Origin of the sequence: uncultured Imperialibacter sp. (assembly GCF_963974565.1) — a bacterium.
GTDB classification, from domain to species: Bacteria; Bacteroidota; Bacteroidia; order Cytophagales; family Cyclobacteriaceae; genus Imperialibacter; species Imperialibacter roseus.
The window spans coordinates 59,960-76,922 of sequence record NZ_CAXBCJ010000010.1 but is presented as its reverse complement, the minus strand read 5'-3'; the positions used below and the strand labels follow the sequence as shown (position 1 = coordinate 76,922).

Genomic DNA, 16,963 nt, shown 5'->3' with positions numbered 1-16,963 from the left:
TTCTTCACAATTCAATTTTGAAAACTGTCTTTTTTCCTACCTCCGATTCCACTCCCAGTGTGCCTCCGTGCATGTGAATGATTTGCCTCGACAGGCTGAGGCCTATGCCAGATCCCGTAGGCTTAGTGGTGTAAAACGGAATGAAAATATTGTCGATGGCTTCCGGAATAATGCCAGGCCCATTGTCTTCCACTTCGATTACCGGGCGCAGCTGATCGCTCATATATCCTCTCACCGTGACCTTTGCATCTGGTTGGTCTATTAATACCTCAATAGCATTTTTCACAAGGTTGATGAGCACCATTTCCAACAGCTCGTCGTCCACAATAATGGTTATTTCATCGTCCTCAAGTTCTGTGGCAAGGGTCACTTCGCTGGCCTTCGTTTCTGCCAAATACAGATTTTCGATCCTGGCCAGCAGTGTCGCTAGTTTCACGGGCTTCAGTGCCGGTTTTGGAATCTGCGTGAAGTCCCGGTAGGCATGGACAAACTTTTTCAGGGCGTGACTCCTGTTCTCTATTGCCTGAAGGGCCTCATTAATGTCGCCGATTGTTTCCTTCGACATTTGCTCCTCGTTGTTGGCATGAGTTTCCTCTTCAAACATCTCTTTTAGCGTGGAAACCAAAGAAGAAATTGGCGTCACCGAATTCATGATTTCATGTCGAAGCACTTTGGTTAGGTTTTGCCAGGCTTCCAGCTCATTTTGTTGCAGCTCCGACCGGATATTTTGCAGGGAAACAAGTGTGAGCTCTCGTCCTCTTATTCTCAGCCGGGAGGTATGGATGGCAAGGTGAACAAGTTCATTTTTTCGATAGAGCGTGTTACCCCCTGAGGGAATTGATTTTAACAGGGTGTAAAGCTCCGGGTCTGTGGCCGAAAGCTCATTTAGCTCCGTCAGGTTGTCAAGCGATAGTAGTTTTTTTGCCATTTGATTGATGAGCCCCACCTCGCCGGTATCGTCGTAACTTAATATGCCCACCTGCACGTTCTTCACCAGGGTGTCCAGAAATTGAAGGTTTTCCTCATTTTCTTTTCTGGTGAGCCGGAAGGCATCAAGCACTTCTTTCATTGACTGATTCAGCTGTTTGAAAGATTTCCCGACCCTGTTGTCGGCGTCAAAGCCAATGATGAAGTCGTCGTATTTGATGGCTTCAATAAAACGGGTGAGCTTGCGGTTGGTGCTTTCGACGTAGTGAAACAGGCTGAAGAGCGAGAAAACGCCAACAGAAAAGATAATGGTCGCACTCACGTATTTGCTGCTTTCGATCAGCCAAATAAAAGCCATTGTCAATAGCCCGATAAAAGCTACCCGAAGAAGTATTTGAAATCGGAAGCTGCTAAAAATCATACTTCTCCATTCGTCGGTAAAGCGAAGAGCGGGTCAGCCCCAGCTCCTGAGCAGCCTGAGTAATATTGCCATTGTGGCGTTTGAGTGCTTTGCGGATGAGGATACGCTCCATCTCCTCTATGTTGTAGGCATCCAGGTTTACCGCTGTTTCGTCAGGCTCTTTGCCACCCTGATTCAAGAAGAAGTCGTCGGCTTCGAGCACCATGCTGCGGCTCATGATCACGGCACGCTCCACCGCATGCTCCAGCTCCCTCACGTTTCCCGGCCAGCTGTATTTTTGCATTCTCTTCAGCACAGAAGGACTTAGCGACCGGATGGGCTTGTTGTATTTTTTGGTAAACTGCCCGAGGTAATGCTCTGCCAGCAACGGAATGTCGTCCAGCCGGTCTCTCAGGGGGGGTATGTTGATTTCGATGGTGTTGATGCGGTAGAGTAAGTCCTGACGGAATTCGCTCTTTTTCACCATGTCGTAAAGGTGCATATTGGTGGCGCAAATGAGGCGAATGTCGATGGGCCTGGCTTTGTTGGAGCCAACCCTCGTCACCTGCCTCGACTGTAGCACGGACAGCAGCTTGGCCTGAAGTGGCGTTGAAAGGTTGCCAATCTCATCCAGAAACAAAGTACCACCAGAGGCTGTTTCGAAGCGCCCTGCACGGTCTTCTTTGGCATCGGTAAACGAACCTTTTGTATGCCCAAACAGCTCACTTTCGAATAGTGTTTCGCTTACAGCCCCTAAGTCGACACTGAGAAATACGTCGGAAGCCCGCTTCGAATGGCGGTGAATCGCTCGTGCCACCAGCTCCTTGCCGGTGCCGTTTTCGCCGAGGATCAACACATTGGCGTCTGTTCCTGCCACCATTTCTATCGTGTCGAACACCTTCATAATGGCATCGCTTCTGCCAATAATCTCCTGGTATTTAGTATCCAGGTCCTCGTTAATCTGTTTTTGCCTGTCTTTGAGTTTGTTGGTCTCCAGCCTCGACTCACGCAGCCTCATGCAGGAGGAAACCGTGGCCAGCAATTTTTCGTTTTCCCACGGCTTGAGCACAAAGTCGGTGGCGCCTTCCTTGATGGCTTTTACAGCTACTTCCACATCGCCGTAGGCCGTAATCAGTATTACAACCGCCGAAGGATCTATTTCCAGAATCTTGTCGAGCCAGAAAAAGCCTTCGTGCCCAGAGCTCACGTCTTTGGTGAAGTTCATGTCCAGGAGAATGACATCGAATGTTTCATTCATCAGAATATTGGGAAGCGACTCAGGGTTTTTCTCTGTCACCACCTCCAGGAAATGTCGCTTCAGAAATATTTTGGCGGCGCTCAACACGTCGGGATTGTCGTCAACAATCAGAATTCTCCCTGCCTGGTTACTCTTTTTCATTTATACATAGCTTTTGCCCGTTCCATTTTAAACAATAATAATACCTTTTGCGAAGAGAAGTAAAACCAATCTCAATTGCTTGAATCTCAATACTTAAAGAAAGTGATGAAATACTGACGTAGAAAATAGTTGTGCGCTGGCGGACGGTGGAGGTCGCTGATGCACGCCGACCATTCAAAGTGTCGCCAAAAGCCTTTCGATATACTTTTTTTCCGGCAGACTGGTTGTCAGCTCAATGGCCTGACGAAAGCAGCTGGCTGCCAGAGTGGTATCGTCCATGGCCATATACATTTTACCAAGGAGTGAGAAGTAGTATTGATTTTGCACAAGGCACCCTTTTGAATCAAGCTCCTGAAGCTTTTCATAGGCAACGAGCGGCCCCTTGCTATAAAAAAGTGCAATAAGCCAATTCAGATAAACGGCAGCCCCAGGGTCGCTTTGGAGAAGGTATTCGTACAGTTCGCAGATGCTTGCCCAATCGGTCTCTTCAAAGGAGAGAGCTTGCGCATGTTCGTAAGCTATGGCAGCTTCCACCTGGTATTTTGTGTAATTCTTTTCCTGAATAGATTCCCTGAAATACTGCTGCCCGAGGGCTATCATGTCCTGATCCCAAAGTCGCCGGTCCTGAGTTTCTAAGTCAATCAGCTTTTTTTCGATATCCTCCCTGGCTGGAAATCTCGCAGCATGGAGAAGAAATAACGAAAACAAGGCCAATGAGTCTGCAGTTTTCAGCTTTTCATTATCTGCCACCAGTTTGATCAGCCTGATGGCTTCATAACACAGCTCTTCTCTCATGATAGAGTCACTATCGGTGGAGGAGTAGCCTTCGTTGAAAAGCAGGTAGATGATTAAATGCACCTCATGCAGATTTTCTTTCACCTTCAAATAGTCAGGATCGGGAAATGATAGGTTCTTTTCACGGATCAGTTGCTTGGAACGTACTATCGACTTGGCAACGGCTTCTTCGGTCATCAACAGGCCACGGGCAATTTGCCTGACGGTTAAGCCGGCCACGTGCCTTAGTACAAAAATGAGCTGATTCTTAACGGAGAATGCCGAGTGGCAGCAAGCCACGATCATCCGCAGCTGACTGTCTTCAATTTCATTGTCGAGAAAAAGCGTCTCAAGTTTGACCTGTTCCCGTGTATTAAGAAAAGATTCCGCTGGCAGCGGCTCGAAACGCTTTTTTCGCAGAGTGTTGATCGCTTTGTTTTTACATACTTTGAAGAGCCAGTTCACTGGCTGATCCGGCATGCCTTTTTGTTCCCAATGCTTGATGGCCGACTCGAAGGCCTCTTGCACTATGTCTTCGGCCAGCTCCAGCTGCTGAAGCCCAAAGTAGCGTGCCAGGGAGGTCACCATCTTACCGTACCACTGACGGTAAAGATGGCTGACCAGCTTTTGTGTTTCAAAATGATAGGGGGGCTGTTCCTGTTGCATCAAAAGTCCATGATGGGCCTTAGCTCCACGAGTCCTTCGTATTTGAAAATAGGGCAAGTTTTGGCAATGCTGATTGCCTCTTCCGTGTCCTTTGCCAGGAACACAAAGAAGCCAGTGATAGCCTCCTTCGATTCAATGAATGGCCCGTCTGTTTCTACTTTATTTTTGTAGATCATCGCACCGGAGCCTTCCAAAGGATCACTCATCACGTGTCGGTTTTCTTTCTGAAGGCCGTCTTTCCACTTAACATATTCGGCAATGTCGGCCTCCATTTGCTCGGGGGTCATTTTGTTAACTGCAGAAAGGTCTTCTCTGATTAGAATCAAAAACTTTTTCATAGGGATAATTTAGAGGTTTTTGATGTGTAGACAAGGTCGCTCTGCTGTTTTGGACAAAACAGAAAGAAAACTTGTTTCAACCAATACGCTAGCTAGCTGACATTATACCTGCAAGTTCTTTCAGGAATTTGGCAGCTACAAATGCAGTCATGTCGTTCCTATCTCTGATAGGATTGTATTCTACAATGTCGGCCGCTACGATATTCAGGTGCTGGTGCCGCTGGATAAAATTGATTACCTGCCGTGTGCTGGCTCCACCTGGCTCGTAATGGGAAATGCCTGGCGCAAAGGCCGGGTCAAGCACGTCGATATCCAGGCTTATGTACACAGGCCCATCAATATCGATGGTCATGTCTTCTGTCCATTTATTCATTGGAATGATGTTGACGTGGAACTTTTCTGCCTGCTCTTTCTGGTGCTTGTTGAGGGTGCGGATGCCAACTTGTGTAAGGCTTTGCGCCAATCCATTCTCCATGATTCTTGCAAATGGACAGGCGTGAGAAAATCGATTGCCATCCAGCTCATCATACAAGTCGGAGTGCGCATCGAGGTGCAGGATAGAAAGCTTGGGGTAATGCGGCGCAACAGCTTGCAGTATGGGGTAGGTCACTGAGTGATCGCCACCCAGGAAAATCCATTTTTCGGAAGGCGTGTAGATTTTGGAGATCTCTTTTTGCAATGCATCATACGGAACCATCGGCGAGATGTCTCCAGCATCGATCAGCAAGTCCTTTACATTTTGACCAGCTTCATTGAAGTAGTTGGTTGAATCCGAATGCAGCGCTTTGCGAATGAGGGGAGGGGCTTGAGCCGGGCCTCGCTTGAAGGATGAGTTGGCGTCGAAGGGGATGCCGAGTAGGTTGATAGGTTTCATTTGTATTATTGCTGATCCGGTGTTATTGCCGCCAATTTGGCATTTTTTACGTTGGAATTAGTTAGTATATTTACAAACTACCAGGAACAAATGATAGCAGTAGCCGAAAAATTCACTTACAGCAAATACCTCAAGTTGGATGATGACAAGCGTTATGAAATCATTGATGGAGAACTTTTTGATATGTCGCCAGCGCCTTCTCTAAAGCATCAGGCCTTTTCAAGGAATTTGCAAAGGCTTATTATGGACTATGTTTATAGTAAGAAACTTGGGCATGTTTTTAACGCCCCATCTGATGTGAGATTTGATGAGTACAACGTGGTACAGCCCGATTTGATCTTTGTCAGCCATGCCAACGAAGGGATTTTGACGGAAAGAAATATCAATGGGTCGCCCGATCTTGTCGTTGAAATTCTATCACCTTCCACCTTTCATCACGACCAGGAAAGAAAAAAAGCACTTTATGAGAAGTTTGGGGTGAAAGAATTTTGGGTAGTTGATCCAGCCAATGAAGTGATTGAGATTTTTGCATTGAATAATGGAAAGTACGAGTTGCTGGCATTTGCTTCGCAAAAAGGAACAGTTGAGTCAAAGGTGCTTAAAGGTTTTTCAGTAGCCATAGAGCAAATCAGAGCGAAAGAATTTGATAAAAAATAGCAGGCCGCAGCGGCTACTGCGGCCTGGTTATTACGCTAATCTTGTAGCTTCATTCCATTCTCACAAAACTCGTACATCGCCTTTTTCATGTATTCAGCCAACCCAACGGCAAACTTTTCATAGTTGACCTTGAATCGCTCGTCCGCCACGTACATGTCGGCCAGGCCTCGGTACTTTTCTTCTGTTACTTCGAAAAACTGACCTACCCGTGCATGATGCTTAGCGATCAGCTGTTGCACCTCCCGATGGGTGACTGGCTGGTTCATTAAGGCTACCATTTGACGGCAAAAGTCGTCCGACTGCTTTATTGTATCAGCCCATTCCTCTTTTGTCTTTTTTCGGATCACATTTTCAGAATGATCCAGGGCCTCCTTACCCCATCTGTCCACTACTTCCTGACGGTAGCTTTTCACCTGCTCTTCGGTGAAGCCCTCGTACATTTCTTTATCTGTTACCATTTTTTTTCTGTTTTTTATTTCATCAATTGTTTTCTCCAAAGTGCCTAACAACACCTTGTTTCTGGCAATCTGTTTGTGAATTTCCGATTTCTGGAACTCCAGTGATTCCAGTAAATTAAAATCCTTTTCGTCGATGATCTTTTTGATTTCCTTCAGAGCAAAGCCCAATTCTCGGTAGAACAGGATCTGCTGCAGGCGTAACATTTCATGCCTTCCATAGTACCTGTACCCTGAATCGAGCCCTCGTTCTTCGGGAGTCAAAAGACCAATCTGGTCGTAGTGGTGAAGTGTGCGCACACTTACTCCAGCTAGTTTTGCCAGCTTTTTTACCGTATAGCCTGCCATACCTTTTCATTAATGATGATGCAAAGAAAGGCTATGACGTTACGTTAGAGTCAAGTGTTTTTCTTATTTTTTTTGATATTAAGAGCGAAGTATTGAAATAAAAAAAGGAAACAGCACCGCCATTTCCTTCAAATTCTTGCATGTTGTCAACCTACGGCTTGTAGTCTTTCAATAGCTTCGCCGTGTTCTCAATCGCCCCAGGTTCCAGTCCGCCATGGCCAGGAATGACCATCTTGGGTTTTGGAAACCGCTTTTTCATTTTTTCGAGACTCACAGGCCAGGCGGTAACGTCTGCATCTCCCAGGTTGCCCAGGGAAGTAGTTGAAGCATCCTTCAAAAAACAGCCGCCATACAGGAGTTTTTCCGAAGGGAAGTAAACGACCACGTTGTCGGGGCTGTGACCCGGTCCGGGATAGAAAACCTCAATTTTGCCTCCTGCCAGAGTGATGGTGGTGTCGTTTTTAAAGAGGACGTCTGGTTTAGCAATGCCATTTTCCACGGCCAGTTTGGCCGTTAGCTCCGAACTCACGGCCGGAATGCCTCTTGCTTTTAGGATATCAATACCACCTATCCGGTCATCGTGGAAGTGCGTAATCACAAAGCTGGCTACTGGTTTTTTGATTTCAGTGTCAATCCAGTCAAGTAGCTGCACGGTTTGGTCATTTCCCCAGGGAGTGTCAATGACCACCACGCTGTCTTTGCCCACAAAGATGACAGCGTTGGCACCCACTTTTCCTCCCTGGTAGGCGCCGTACGACTCGTAAATGTATATAAAGTTGCTGTGCTTTTTAACCTCAATCTGGAACTGTGCATGGGCAGTTCCGATACAAAACAATATTACAATGAAAGGAAGAAGTTTCCTGATCCCGGCAGCCATCCAATCTGTCATCATAAGTCTCAAATTAACAATCCTTTAAAGCCCGTACTTGTCAATCAAATAGGTTAAAGCCGCCATGGTGGCAGCGCCCAACTCCAGCTCTCTCCGACTCACTTTGTCGAACGTGTCAATCGCCGTATGGTGGTAGTCGAAGTAGCGTTGCGGGTCGGGGTAGAAGCCAATCATGGGCACGCCTTGTGTTGCCAGTGGGCTGATGTCGGCTCCACCACCTCCGGTGTCAAACTTGTAAATCTGATAAGGCACGAACAATGGCGCCCAGCCTTTGATGCGCTCTACCTGCTTGTCTTCAGCAGTAAAAGTAAACCCAAGCGGTTTGAAGCCACCACGATCCGATTCCATGGCAGCAATGTGTTTCTCTTTATTTTCGGCAGCCAATTCGGCGTATTTCCGTCCTCCCCTAAGGCCATTTTCTTCGTTCATGAACATAACTGCTCTTAAGGTTCTTTTTGGCTTGTAGCCAATGGCCTTGAGAATCCGAAGGACCTCAATAGACTGCACACAGCCCGTGCCATCGTCATGGGCTCCCTGCGCCAGGTCCCATGAGTCGAGGTGCCCGCCAACAACAATGTATTCGTCGGCTTTGCTGCTTCCTTTTAGTTCGCCCACTACGTTGTGTGATAGCTTGTCCGGTAGCATCTGTGAATGCGTCTCAAAGTAGAACTCAAGCTCAGAGTCGTCCTTCAGCATCCTGCTCAGCTTATCGGCATCGTTGGTGCTGATGGCCACCGCTGGCAGCTTGTAGAGATTGGGCGTGTAGTTGGTGCTGCCAGTGTGCGGGTGGTCGTCCAGTGCATTGGTCAGCGAGCGGACTACAACCCCAATGGCACCATACTTGGCGGCTTCAGATGGCCCGGCACCTCGTTGGTTGCCAGCGCCGCCATAAGCTTCAAAAGTTTCAATCAATGTAGGATCCATCCGGCGGTTGAAAAAGACGATTTTCCCTTTTACGCCGGCTTCGCCAAGAGCGGCCAGCTCTTCAAAGTTTTGCACTTCTACTATTTTTCCGGCCACGCCGTTAGGCCCGGAGCCCACTGAGTTGCCCAGCGCCACAACGTTGACTTCCACCGAACCCATTTTGGAATTAACGATCTTGCCAATTTCCTTTTGGCCACGCACCCAGTGAGGCACCATTACTTCCTGAAGAAATACGTTGTCAAACTCAAAGCCCTCCATAGTTTCTTTGCTCCAGTCCACTGCTGCTGCTGCCCCTGGCGAGCCGGCTAATCGGGCGCCGATTTGCTTTGTAAGAAACTCCAGCATCTGATACGATTCGCCTTTGCCAAGCGCCTCGTCATAGATTTTGCGGATCATTTCAACATCCTGATCGTCAGTTTTTGCTGTTTGTGCAGTTATGTTGTCGATAGTCATGCAGCATAGTAGTACAAGGGCAATGTATTTCAATTTCATTTTTTTTGTTATCAAAGGTTCACGATGAATAAGGCACTGCGGGTGTTCGATGGTTCTTCAATTGCCAGGAACCGGCAAAAGAGATTGCAATATACTGGTGAGCTTGAAAAAAATACAGACCAATACTGTAATTCATTGGCATGAAAGTAAACAAATAGAGTGGTGTTCATCGTTAAGGTTGAAAACGGTAGTGAAACCTTTGGGCAATTAAAAAGTACCCACTAAAGAATTAGTTGTGGATTTTCCAATCGTTCGAGGTATTATTGTATATTAAAATTTTCTAAAACCCCTTTTGTTCATGAGTGCAGTCATTCAAACCAGAGATGTTTCCAAAAAATATGTGATGGGTAGCGAAACTATCCACGCTCTTAAGTCCATCACCATCGACATCAATAGGGGTGAATATGTGGCTTTTATGGGGCCGTCAGGTTCTGGGAAATCTACGTTGATGAACATTGTAGGCTGTCTTGATACGCCTTCCGGAGGTCAATACATCCTCAATAACCATGACGTTAGTGATCTTACTGAAAATGAGCTGGCGGAAATCAGAAACAAGGAGATCGGGTTCGTTTTCCAGACTTTCAACCTGCTGCCAAGGCAGTCGTCTCTTGAGAACGTTGCACTTCCGCTTATTTATGCTGGGATGAACCGGGAAGACAGGGAAGAGCAAGCCATGGCAGCCCTCGCTGGTGTTGGACTTGCTGAAAGGGCTCGTCATAAGCCCAATGAGCTATCTGGTGGACAGCGCCAGAGAGTCGCCATTGCGAGAGCGCTCGTTAACAACCCTTCGATTATCCTGGCGGATGAGCCGACTGGTAACCTCGACACGAAGACCTCTTACAGCATCATGGAGCTTTTTCAGGAGCTGCACGACAAAGGCAATACCATCATTATGGTGACACACGAAGAAGATATTGCAACGTATGCGCACAGGGTCATCAGGCTAAGGGACGGTTTGATTGAATCTGACACTGAAAATAAAAACATCACCCGCCATGTGTCAGAGCCGGTCTGATATTGGATGAAAATTTACACTAAAACAGGCGACAAGGGAACCACCTCTCTTCTTGGTGGCACCAGGGTATCGAAGGCACATCTTCGCATAGAAACCTATGGCACTGTCGACGAACTCAATTCCTATATCGGATTACTGAGGGATCAAGAGGTAAACAAAGCCAGAATACCATTTTTTATAGAAATACAGGAGCAACTTTTTACAATAGGCTCGCACCTGGCCATGGAGCCTGGTAGTACCAAATTCCCTGTTCCGCAGGTTGACGAAACATTGACAAGCAGGCTGGAGGCCGCCATGGATGAAATGGATGCCCTGCTGCCTCCAATGAAAAACTTCATTCTCCCAGGCGGCCATCCTTCGGTTTCGCATGGTCACATCGCTCGCTGTGTTTGCCGCAGGGCTGAACGATTGGTTATTGGATTGCAAGAACAAGAGGCTGTGGAAGAAAGTATTGTCCAGTTTCTTAACCGCCTTTCCGACTATCTTTTTGTGCTGTGCCGCATGATGGCGCAGGAGCTGGGCGTGGAGGAAACCCCGTGGAAGCCCAGAAGTCCAAAATAGGCTTTTTTTGCACTTCTCCCGAAGGAAAAAGTTTGTACCGGGACAAACCTGGTGAAAAATTTAGTATCTTCATCGGTCTCAACCCCGATACTAAATTTTAAATGACGCTAAAGAAGACCCTTCTGTTGCTTACTGCTGTATTTAGCCTTTTTGTATCCACTCAGGCACAGAAAGTAAGCTTAAAAGAGACGACCACAGGTATTGATTTTCTTTTTGGCGGAAAGGAGGTGCTTACCTACCAAACTTCCATGCTCACCGTGCCGGAAGGAGTGAAGAAGGAGTTTCGCAAATCTGGCTTTATCCACCCGCTCAAGTCACCTTCTGGCGAGGTACTTACCCGTATTCAACCACCCGACCATTACCATCACCTTGGCATTTGGGGCCCATGGACGAAGACCAGGGTAGAAGGCAGGGAAGTGGACTTTTGGAATTTGGGAGATGGAAAAGGCAGGGTCGATTTTGACCATATAATCTCACAGACAGCTAAAGGGAATATTGCTGAAGTAGTTGTTCGACAGAACCATACTGACCTGCTGGCACCGAATGGCCCACAGGTGGCTATTGAGGAGGACTTAGGCATCCGGGTGCAAAGCGCAGATAAAGGAAGGTACCTGGTCGACTACACAACGACCATTTCCACACCACTGTCAACGCCTATTATGTTGGAGGCCTACCGCTATGGCGGAGGTATCGGCTATCGTGCCACGGCGGCCTGGAATCAGGGTAACAGTACGATTCTTACGTCAGAAGGGTACGATAGAACCAACGCCGATGGAACTGGAGGGAAGTGGGTAATGGTGCATGGAGTTTCTGGAGCAAAGGAAGGGAAAAGCGGTATACTATTTCTTAGCTACCCTGAAAACAGGGCTCACCCCGAACCAATGCGGGTGTGGCCAGTGGATGCTAACGGAGGAAAAGAAAATGTCTATATAGAATTTTGCCCCATCAGGTATGAGCCCTGGGAAATTGAGCCTGGAAAGAGATACACTTTGAAATATAGAATGGTGGTGTTTGACGGAACGCTTACAGCCGAAGAAGCGGAAGCTTACTGGAAAACATTCACCAAATAATAATTAACTACTTACCCTTAGACTACTTATATACCTATGAAAAGAAGAGAATTTGTCCGAAACACAGCCATTGCTACCAGTGTGCTGGGTTTCCCCACCATAGTGCCCTCTTCCGTTTTTGGAAAAGATGCGCCGAGCAACAAAATCAATATTGGCCAGATTGGGTGTGGTCGAATTGCCCGTGGCCACGACATGCCAGGCACCTGGCAGCACGACGTCGCCCGGTTCGTGGCCGTCTCCGATTTGGACAGCAAGCGGATGAAGGAAGGAAAAGAGCACGTTGAAAAGTACTATACCGAAAAAATGGGTAAGCCCTACGTCGACGTGAAACAGTACGGTGATTACAAGGAAATGCTGTTGAACAAAGACATTGATGCGGTCATCATCAGCACGCCCGACCATTGGCATTCTCAGCCTGCCATGGAGGCTGTGCTGGCCAAAAAGCACGTCTACCTGCAAAAACCTACGTCACTCACCATCAAAGAGGGACGTCAGCTAGCTGACCTTGTGAAGAAGTCTGATGTCACTTTCCAGATGGGCACTCAGCAGCGGTCCATGAAGCAATTCAAAGTGGCTGCGGAGCTTGTTCGCAATGGGAGAATAGGCAAGCTGCACACCGTAAGAATTGGTCTGCCTGGCGACCCCTCAGGTCCCGAAGCTCCTGCTATGCCTGTGCCAAAACAACTTAACTACGACATGTGGCTGGGGTCAACACCCGAGGTGCCTTATACTGAGATCGGCGTTCACCCAGTGGATGGTTATGGTCGACCTGGGTGGTTGCGGTGCGAGCAGTTTGGCGCAGGCATGATCACCGGCTGGGGGCAGCATCACTATGATTCCGCTGCCTGGGGCATGGACACCGAGCTGACCGGGCCTCGCTATATCGAAGCAGTAGCCGAATTCCCAAGATCCGGATTGTGGAACGTGCATGGCGACTTTATGGTGAAGCAGGAGTACGACAATGGCATCAACGTGTATACATCAGGAGGCTATCCAAATGGTGTACGTTATGAGGGAAGCGACGGCTGGATTTGGGTATCCCGTGGTGATTATGTGGCGTCGGCGTCTGATCCGGTGGCTGCTGAAAACAGTGCGAAGGCCCTTGATGCCTCAGATCCGCAGATACTAAAGTCGGAGATTGGAGACGACGAAATCCATTTATACGAAAGCGAAGAGCACCATGGCAACTGGTTGGAGTGCATTCAGTCGGGCAAGCAGCCGATTTCTCCGATCGAAATTGGCCATAGAGCGTGTTCTGTTTGTTTGGTCAGCCACATTGCCATGAAAATACCTGGCAGACTGGAGTGGAGCCCTGAGAAGGAAATGTTTGTGAACAATGATGAAGCCAACAAGCTCCTGAGCAGGCCGCAGAGAGCGCCCTATGGAACCGGTAACGTTAAAATGAAAGGATAAAAATTAAATGAAACTCAACCAACTATTTTCAGGGGCTCTCGCAGCCCTTTTTCTTGCAGGCTGCCAATCAGGAACGATGAAAGAAAGCACGGAAGAATCTACCGACGACGGTAAAATCAGGATCATGACGCTGGAACCGGGGCATTTTCATGCCGGGCTCATCCACAAGTCGATGTATCCGGTGGTAGACTCTACTATTTATGTGTTTGCACCGGACGGCCCGGAGTTGACCGATTACCTTGCCCGCATCAACGGCTACAATACCCGGGCGGAAAACCCTACGGGGTGGCAGTTGGAGGTAACTAAAGGGCCTGATTTTCTTCAGCAAATGATTGGGAAAAAGCCCGGCAACGTGATGGTGGTGGCAGGTAAGAATGACCACAAGGTTGATTATGTGCTGAAAGCCATTGAAAACGACATAAACGTGTATGCCGATAAACCATTGGTGGTGGACAAGGCTGGTTACGGCAAGCTGCTTAAGGCTTTTCAGGTGGCGGAAGAAAAGGACCTGCTGTTGTATGATATCATGACCGAGAGGTTTGAAATCACTACCATTTTGCAACGTCAGCTTTCCATGTTGCCCGAAGTGTTTGGTGAACTGGAAGACGGCACGCCTGAAAATCCGGCGATAACCAAAGAAAGTGTGCATCACTTCTTCAAATATGTGTCCGGCAAGCCTTTGGTGCGACCCGACTGGTTTTTTGATGTGAAAGTAGAGGGAACGGGTATTGTGGACGTAACTACTCACCTGGTAGACCTGGTGCAGTGGGAAACTTTCCCTGAGCAGCTGCTCGACACCACCGATGTGAACATGATGTCGGCGAAGCTTTGGCCTACTGTGTTGACGGTTGACGACTTCAAAGGAGTGACAGGTGCTAGTGAGTTTCCTGCCTTTTTGAATGAATACATCAAAGACGGCAAGCTGGAAGTGCTGAGCAATGGTGAAATGAACTACACGCTGCGTGGCAAACATGCGAAGGTGAGCGTGATCTGGAACTACAAGGCACCAGAAGGCGCAGCGGATACACACTACAGTATGATGCGGGGCACCAAAGCCAACCTGATGATCCGTCAGGGAGCGGAAGAGAACTACAGGGCGACTCTGTATGTGAAACTATTGGACCGTCAGGACGAAGCTTTGGCCAAAGCGATCAACGAAACGCTACAGGCGAAATATCCCGGGATTGGGCTGACGAAGCAGGAGGGAGGCGAGTACATTGTCGACATCCCTGATTCTTACCACAACGGACATGAAGCACACTTTGGTCAGGTAACCGAGAAGTTTTTGGAGTACTACCAGGCCGGATCAATGCCGGAGTGGGAAAAGGCCTTTATGAAGGTGAAGTATTTCACGAATGTTAAGGCATTGGAAATGGCGACGGCTAAGTAATTTTATAGCCTTGTGTAAAAATTAACAGCCCGAATGTGGCGCACACAGCGATAGCTGGTGGCACCACATTCAGATTCCCTGCAAATGTGAGCTAAATCATTTTGTCAATTAACCCTTTTTGGCGGCCAAAGCTACCGAGAAACGTTTAGGCCGTTGCCATTTTTGTTTCAAATCTGCATGAATCTTAAAAATATCTTTCTACACGCTACGATCTTGGTTATTTGTTTCGCTTGTGGAGGGGCAAAAAAATCGGACTGGCAGCAGCAAGCCAACGGCGTTTGGAAATACACCATTGGCGAAAAAAGTAAGATTAACCTCCTGGATGCTGCTGGGGCGGTTCCCAATCTTGCCAGATTGGATGCAGGAGCAGCCACAACGTTCCCGCTTGACAAAGAGCGGATTCACATTACAAAATCAGCTCACAAAATAGTGATCCAGCTCCCGCTCGACGACGCTGAGCAAATTTATGGTCTGGGTCTGCAATTCAAAAGCGTGAATCGTCGGGGCAAAACCTACCACTTAAAGGTTGACCATTACGGCGGTAAAGACAACGGCAGTACCCATGCGCCTGTGCCATTTTACTTATCGAGCAAAGGCTATGGCGTGCTGATCAACTCCGTCAGCTACATGACCGTGTATGTGGGTAGCAACGTGAGGCTTGACAGCAAAAGCAAACCCGCCGTGTACAATCGAAACACTGACAAAAACTGGGAGGCGCAGCCCCAATCAGATGTAGTGGAAATAGTCATTCCCGACGAAAGTGCGGAGGTGATTGTATTCAATGGCGAGACACCTCTTAACGCCGTCAGGAAATATAACCTCTACCAGGGCGGGGGCGTGCTGCCGCCTAAGTGGGGCCTTGGCTTTACCTACCGAAGCCATACGAGGCATACTTCCGACGAGGTGCTGGCCGAAGTGCAGGAGTTCGAAGACAACGAATTTCCCCTTGACTTTATTGGACTGGAGCCCGGGTGGATGAACATGTCGTATCCCAGCTCCTATGAATGGGATGAAGGCAGGTTTCCCGAACCAGGAAAGTTTGTACATACGCTGCTGGAACAGGGAGTGAGAACGAACCTCTGGATGAACCCTTATATTGCTCCAAAAGCGAAGCTGTACGAGCCGATGCTGCCCTATGCAGGTACTCATTTGGTTTGGAATGGCATCGTGCCTGACTATACCATGGACGCTGCCCGAAAAATATTTCTTGATTTTTACACGAAAAACCAACTGGATATCGGTGTTTCCGGCCTTAAAATAGATGAGGTGGACGGCTACGACAACTGGCTCTGGCCCGATGCAGCCACCTTCCCTTCGGGCACCAGCGCCGAACAAATGCGGCAGGTGTATGGGCTGCTGATGCAGAAGATGGCCGCCGACCTCTACCACAAAAGCAACCAAAGAACTTACGGCCTAGTGAGGGCCTCCAATGCCGGAGCCGCCACTCTCCCCTTTGTGCTGTACAACGACTATTACGACCACCGGGATTTCATCACTGCCCTGATCAACTCCGGGTTCTCTGGCGTGCTCTGGACACCAGAAGTAAGACAGTCCAACACGGGTGAAGAATGGCTGCGTCGGATGCAGTCGGTGTGCTTTTCGCCTATGGCGATGGTCAATGCCTGGTCGAGTGGCACCAAGCCCTGGTCCTACCCGGAGGTATATGAAGAGGTGCAGCAAGTGGCCATGCTCAGGATGCAGCTGCTGCCCTACATCTATTCCACCTTTGCCGACTACTATTTTAACGGTACCCCACCGGTGAGGCCCATGCAACTAGTGGAAGGCTTTGGAGCAAACGAGGAGATCAAAGCCGGAAAGCTCGATGACACCGCTAACCCCTACAACTTAGCGATCCGAAAGGACATCAAAGACCAGTTTATGTTTGGCGACAACCTGCTGGTGGCACCGGTGTTTACCGGCGAAACTTCCAGAACTGTCATTCTGCCACAAGGCAAATGGTACGACTTTTACACGGGCGAGTATGCAGGTGAAAATGAGGTGATTGAGATCAGGACAGCGCTGGCCACAATCCCGCTTTTTGTGAAAGATGGCGGCATCATTCCCATGATCGGGCCCAGGCTTCATGCGCCAAAACCTGGCGAGCAACTGGCATTGCAAGTGAGGCACTACGGCAAAGAGGGCGGCAGTTTCCTGCTGTACGACGATGACGGGGAAACCTTTGATTATGAAAAGGGTGACTATTCGTTGACCGAATTAAGTGCTGACCCGCAAGTGGGGTCAAAAGGGAATGAGAAGAGAGTAGAAGGCTCTGTTTTTGGCTACGGCAGTGTTACCTGGAAGTTTATGACTGAGTAATGTTTTCTCAGAGCACCCTTCAAGAGCCTCTGAGGAAAATGGTTTATAGGCAAAT

15 protein-coding genes are annotated in these 16,963 nt (G+C 48.3%); 7 read left to right on the top strand and 8 right to left on the bottom strand.

From position 1 onward, the window contains the following. Positions 1 to 4 precede the first annotated feature (4 nt). The 5 genes from AAC052_RS15445 to speB all read right to left on the bottom strand — a co-directional run bounded on the left by AAC052_RS15445 (position 5) and on the right by speB (position 5,378). On the bottom strand, positions 5 to 1,285 hold the full coding sequence (locus AAC052_RS15445) for an ATP-binding protein (RefSeq protein WP_339814364.1): 1,281 nt from the start codon (positions 1,283 to 1,285) through the stop codon (positions 5 to 7). A gap of 52 nt (positions 1,286 to 1,337) precedes the next feature. Continuing rightward, positions 1,338 to 2,726 carry a sigma-54 dependent transcriptional regulator gene (locus tag AAC052_RS15440; RefSeq protein WP_317487394.1) on the bottom strand — a complete coding sequence of 463 codons (1,389 nt, stop codon included), beginning with the start codon at positions 2,724 to 2,726 and terminating at the stop codon, positions 1,338 to 1,340. Positions 2,727 to 2,900: 174 nt separating this feature from the next. Then, on the bottom strand, positions 2,901 to 4,166 hold the full coding sequence (locus tag AAC052_RS15435) for a sigma-70 family RNA polymerase sigma factor (protein ID WP_339814362.1): 1,266 nt from the start codon (positions 4,164 to 4,166) through the stop codon (positions 2,901 to 2,903). Further along, positions 4,166 to 4,504, bottom strand: coding sequence for a YciI family protein (locus tag AAC052_RS15430; protein ID WP_339814361.1), 339 nt, complete (start codon positions 4,502 to 4,504; stop codon positions 4,166 to 4,168). Before AAC052_RS15430 ends, AAC052_RS15435 begins: the two co-directional genes overlap by 1 nt. A gap of 88 nt (positions 4,505 to 4,592) precedes the next feature. Beyond that, entirely contained in the window at positions 4,593 to 5,378 is a 786-nt protein-coding gene (gene speB, locus AAC052_RS15425; RefSeq protein WP_317487391.1) for an agmatinase, read from the bottom strand. Between the two features lie 90 nt (positions 5,379 to 5,468). On the opposite strand from speB, the gene AAC052_RS15420 reads away from it, so the two are divergent. Further along, positions 5,469 to 6,035: a Uma2 family endonuclease gene (locus tag AAC052_RS15420; RefSeq protein WP_317487390.1), complete on the top strand. Its 567-nt coding sequence runs from the start codon at positions 5,469 to 5,471 to the stop codon at positions 6,033 to 6,035. Between the two features lie 35 nt (positions 6,036 to 6,070). On the opposite strand, the gene AAC052_RS15415 is transcribed toward AAC052_RS15420, so the two are convergent. The 3 genes from AAC052_RS15415 to AAC052_RS15405 form a co-directional block, all read right to left on the bottom strand. Continuing rightward, positions 6,071 to 6,838: a MerR family transcriptional regulator gene (locus AAC052_RS15415; RefSeq protein ID WP_339814360.1), complete on the bottom strand. Its 768-nt coding sequence runs from the start codon at positions 6,836 to 6,838 to the stop codon at positions 6,071 to 6,073. Positions 6,839 to 6,989: 151 nt separating this feature from the next. Beyond that, positions 6,990 to 7,730, bottom strand: a complete 741-nt coding sequence (gene bla / locus AAC052_RS15410; protein ID WP_339814358.1) for a subclass B1 metallo-beta-lactamase — start codon at positions 7,728 to 7,730, stop codon at positions 6,990 to 6,992. A 21-nt stretch (positions 7,731 to 7,751) separates the two neighbouring features. Further along, positions 7,752 to 9,104, bottom strand: a complete 1,353-nt coding sequence (locus AAC052_RS15405) for a M20/M25/M40 family metallo-hydrolase (RefSeq protein WP_339814579.1) — start codon at positions 9,102 to 9,104, stop codon at positions 7,752 to 7,754. Positions 9,105 to 9,441: 337 nt separating this feature from the next. On the opposite strand from AAC052_RS15405, the gene AAC052_RS15400 reads away from it, so the two are divergent. From AAC052_RS15400 to AAC052_RS15375, 6 genes are all read left to right on the top strand, one after another. Next, positions 9,442 to 10,158 (top strand): ABC transporter ATP-binding protein, encoded by a 717-nt coding sequence (locus AAC052_RS15400; RefSeq protein ID WP_317487383.1) that lies wholly within the window; start codon positions 9,442 to 9,444, stop codon positions 10,156 to 10,158. A 6-nt stretch (positions 10,159 to 10,164) separates the two neighbouring features. Then, the gene (locus tag AAC052_RS15395; protein WP_339814356.1) at positions 10,165 to 10,719 is read left to right on the top strand and encodes a cob(I)yrinic acid a,c-diamide adenosyltransferase; all 555 of its coding nucleotides are present in this window, start codon (positions 10,165 to 10,167) and stop codon (positions 10,717 to 10,719) included. Positions 10,720 to 10,820: 101 nt separating this feature from the next. Beyond that, the gene (locus tag AAC052_RS15390) at positions 10,821 to 11,789 is read left to right on the top strand and encodes a PmoA family protein (protein WP_339814354.1); all 969 of its coding nucleotides are present in this window, start codon (positions 10,821 to 10,823) and stop codon (positions 11,787 to 11,789) included. Between the two features lie 36 nt (positions 11,790 to 11,825). Then, positions 11,826 to 13,202 (top strand): Gfo/Idh/MocA family oxidoreductase, encoded by a 1,377-nt coding sequence (locus AAC052_RS15385; RefSeq protein ID WP_339814352.1) that lies wholly within the window; start codon positions 11,826 to 11,828, stop codon positions 13,200 to 13,202. A gap of 7 nt (positions 13,203 to 13,209) precedes the next feature. After that, the gene (locus tag AAC052_RS15380) at positions 13,210 to 14,592 is read left to right on the top strand and encodes a putative oxidoreductase C-terminal domain-containing protein (RefSeq protein WP_339814351.1); all 1,383 of its coding nucleotides are present in this window, start codon (positions 13,210 to 13,212) and stop codon (positions 14,590 to 14,592) included. A 177-nt stretch (positions 14,593 to 14,769) separates the two neighbouring features. Next, entirely contained in the window at positions 14,770 to 16,908 is a 2,139-nt protein-coding gene (locus AAC052_RS15375; protein ID WP_339814350.1) for a TIM-barrel domain-containing protein, read from the top strand. Positions 16,909 to 16,963: the final 55 nt, after the last annotated feature.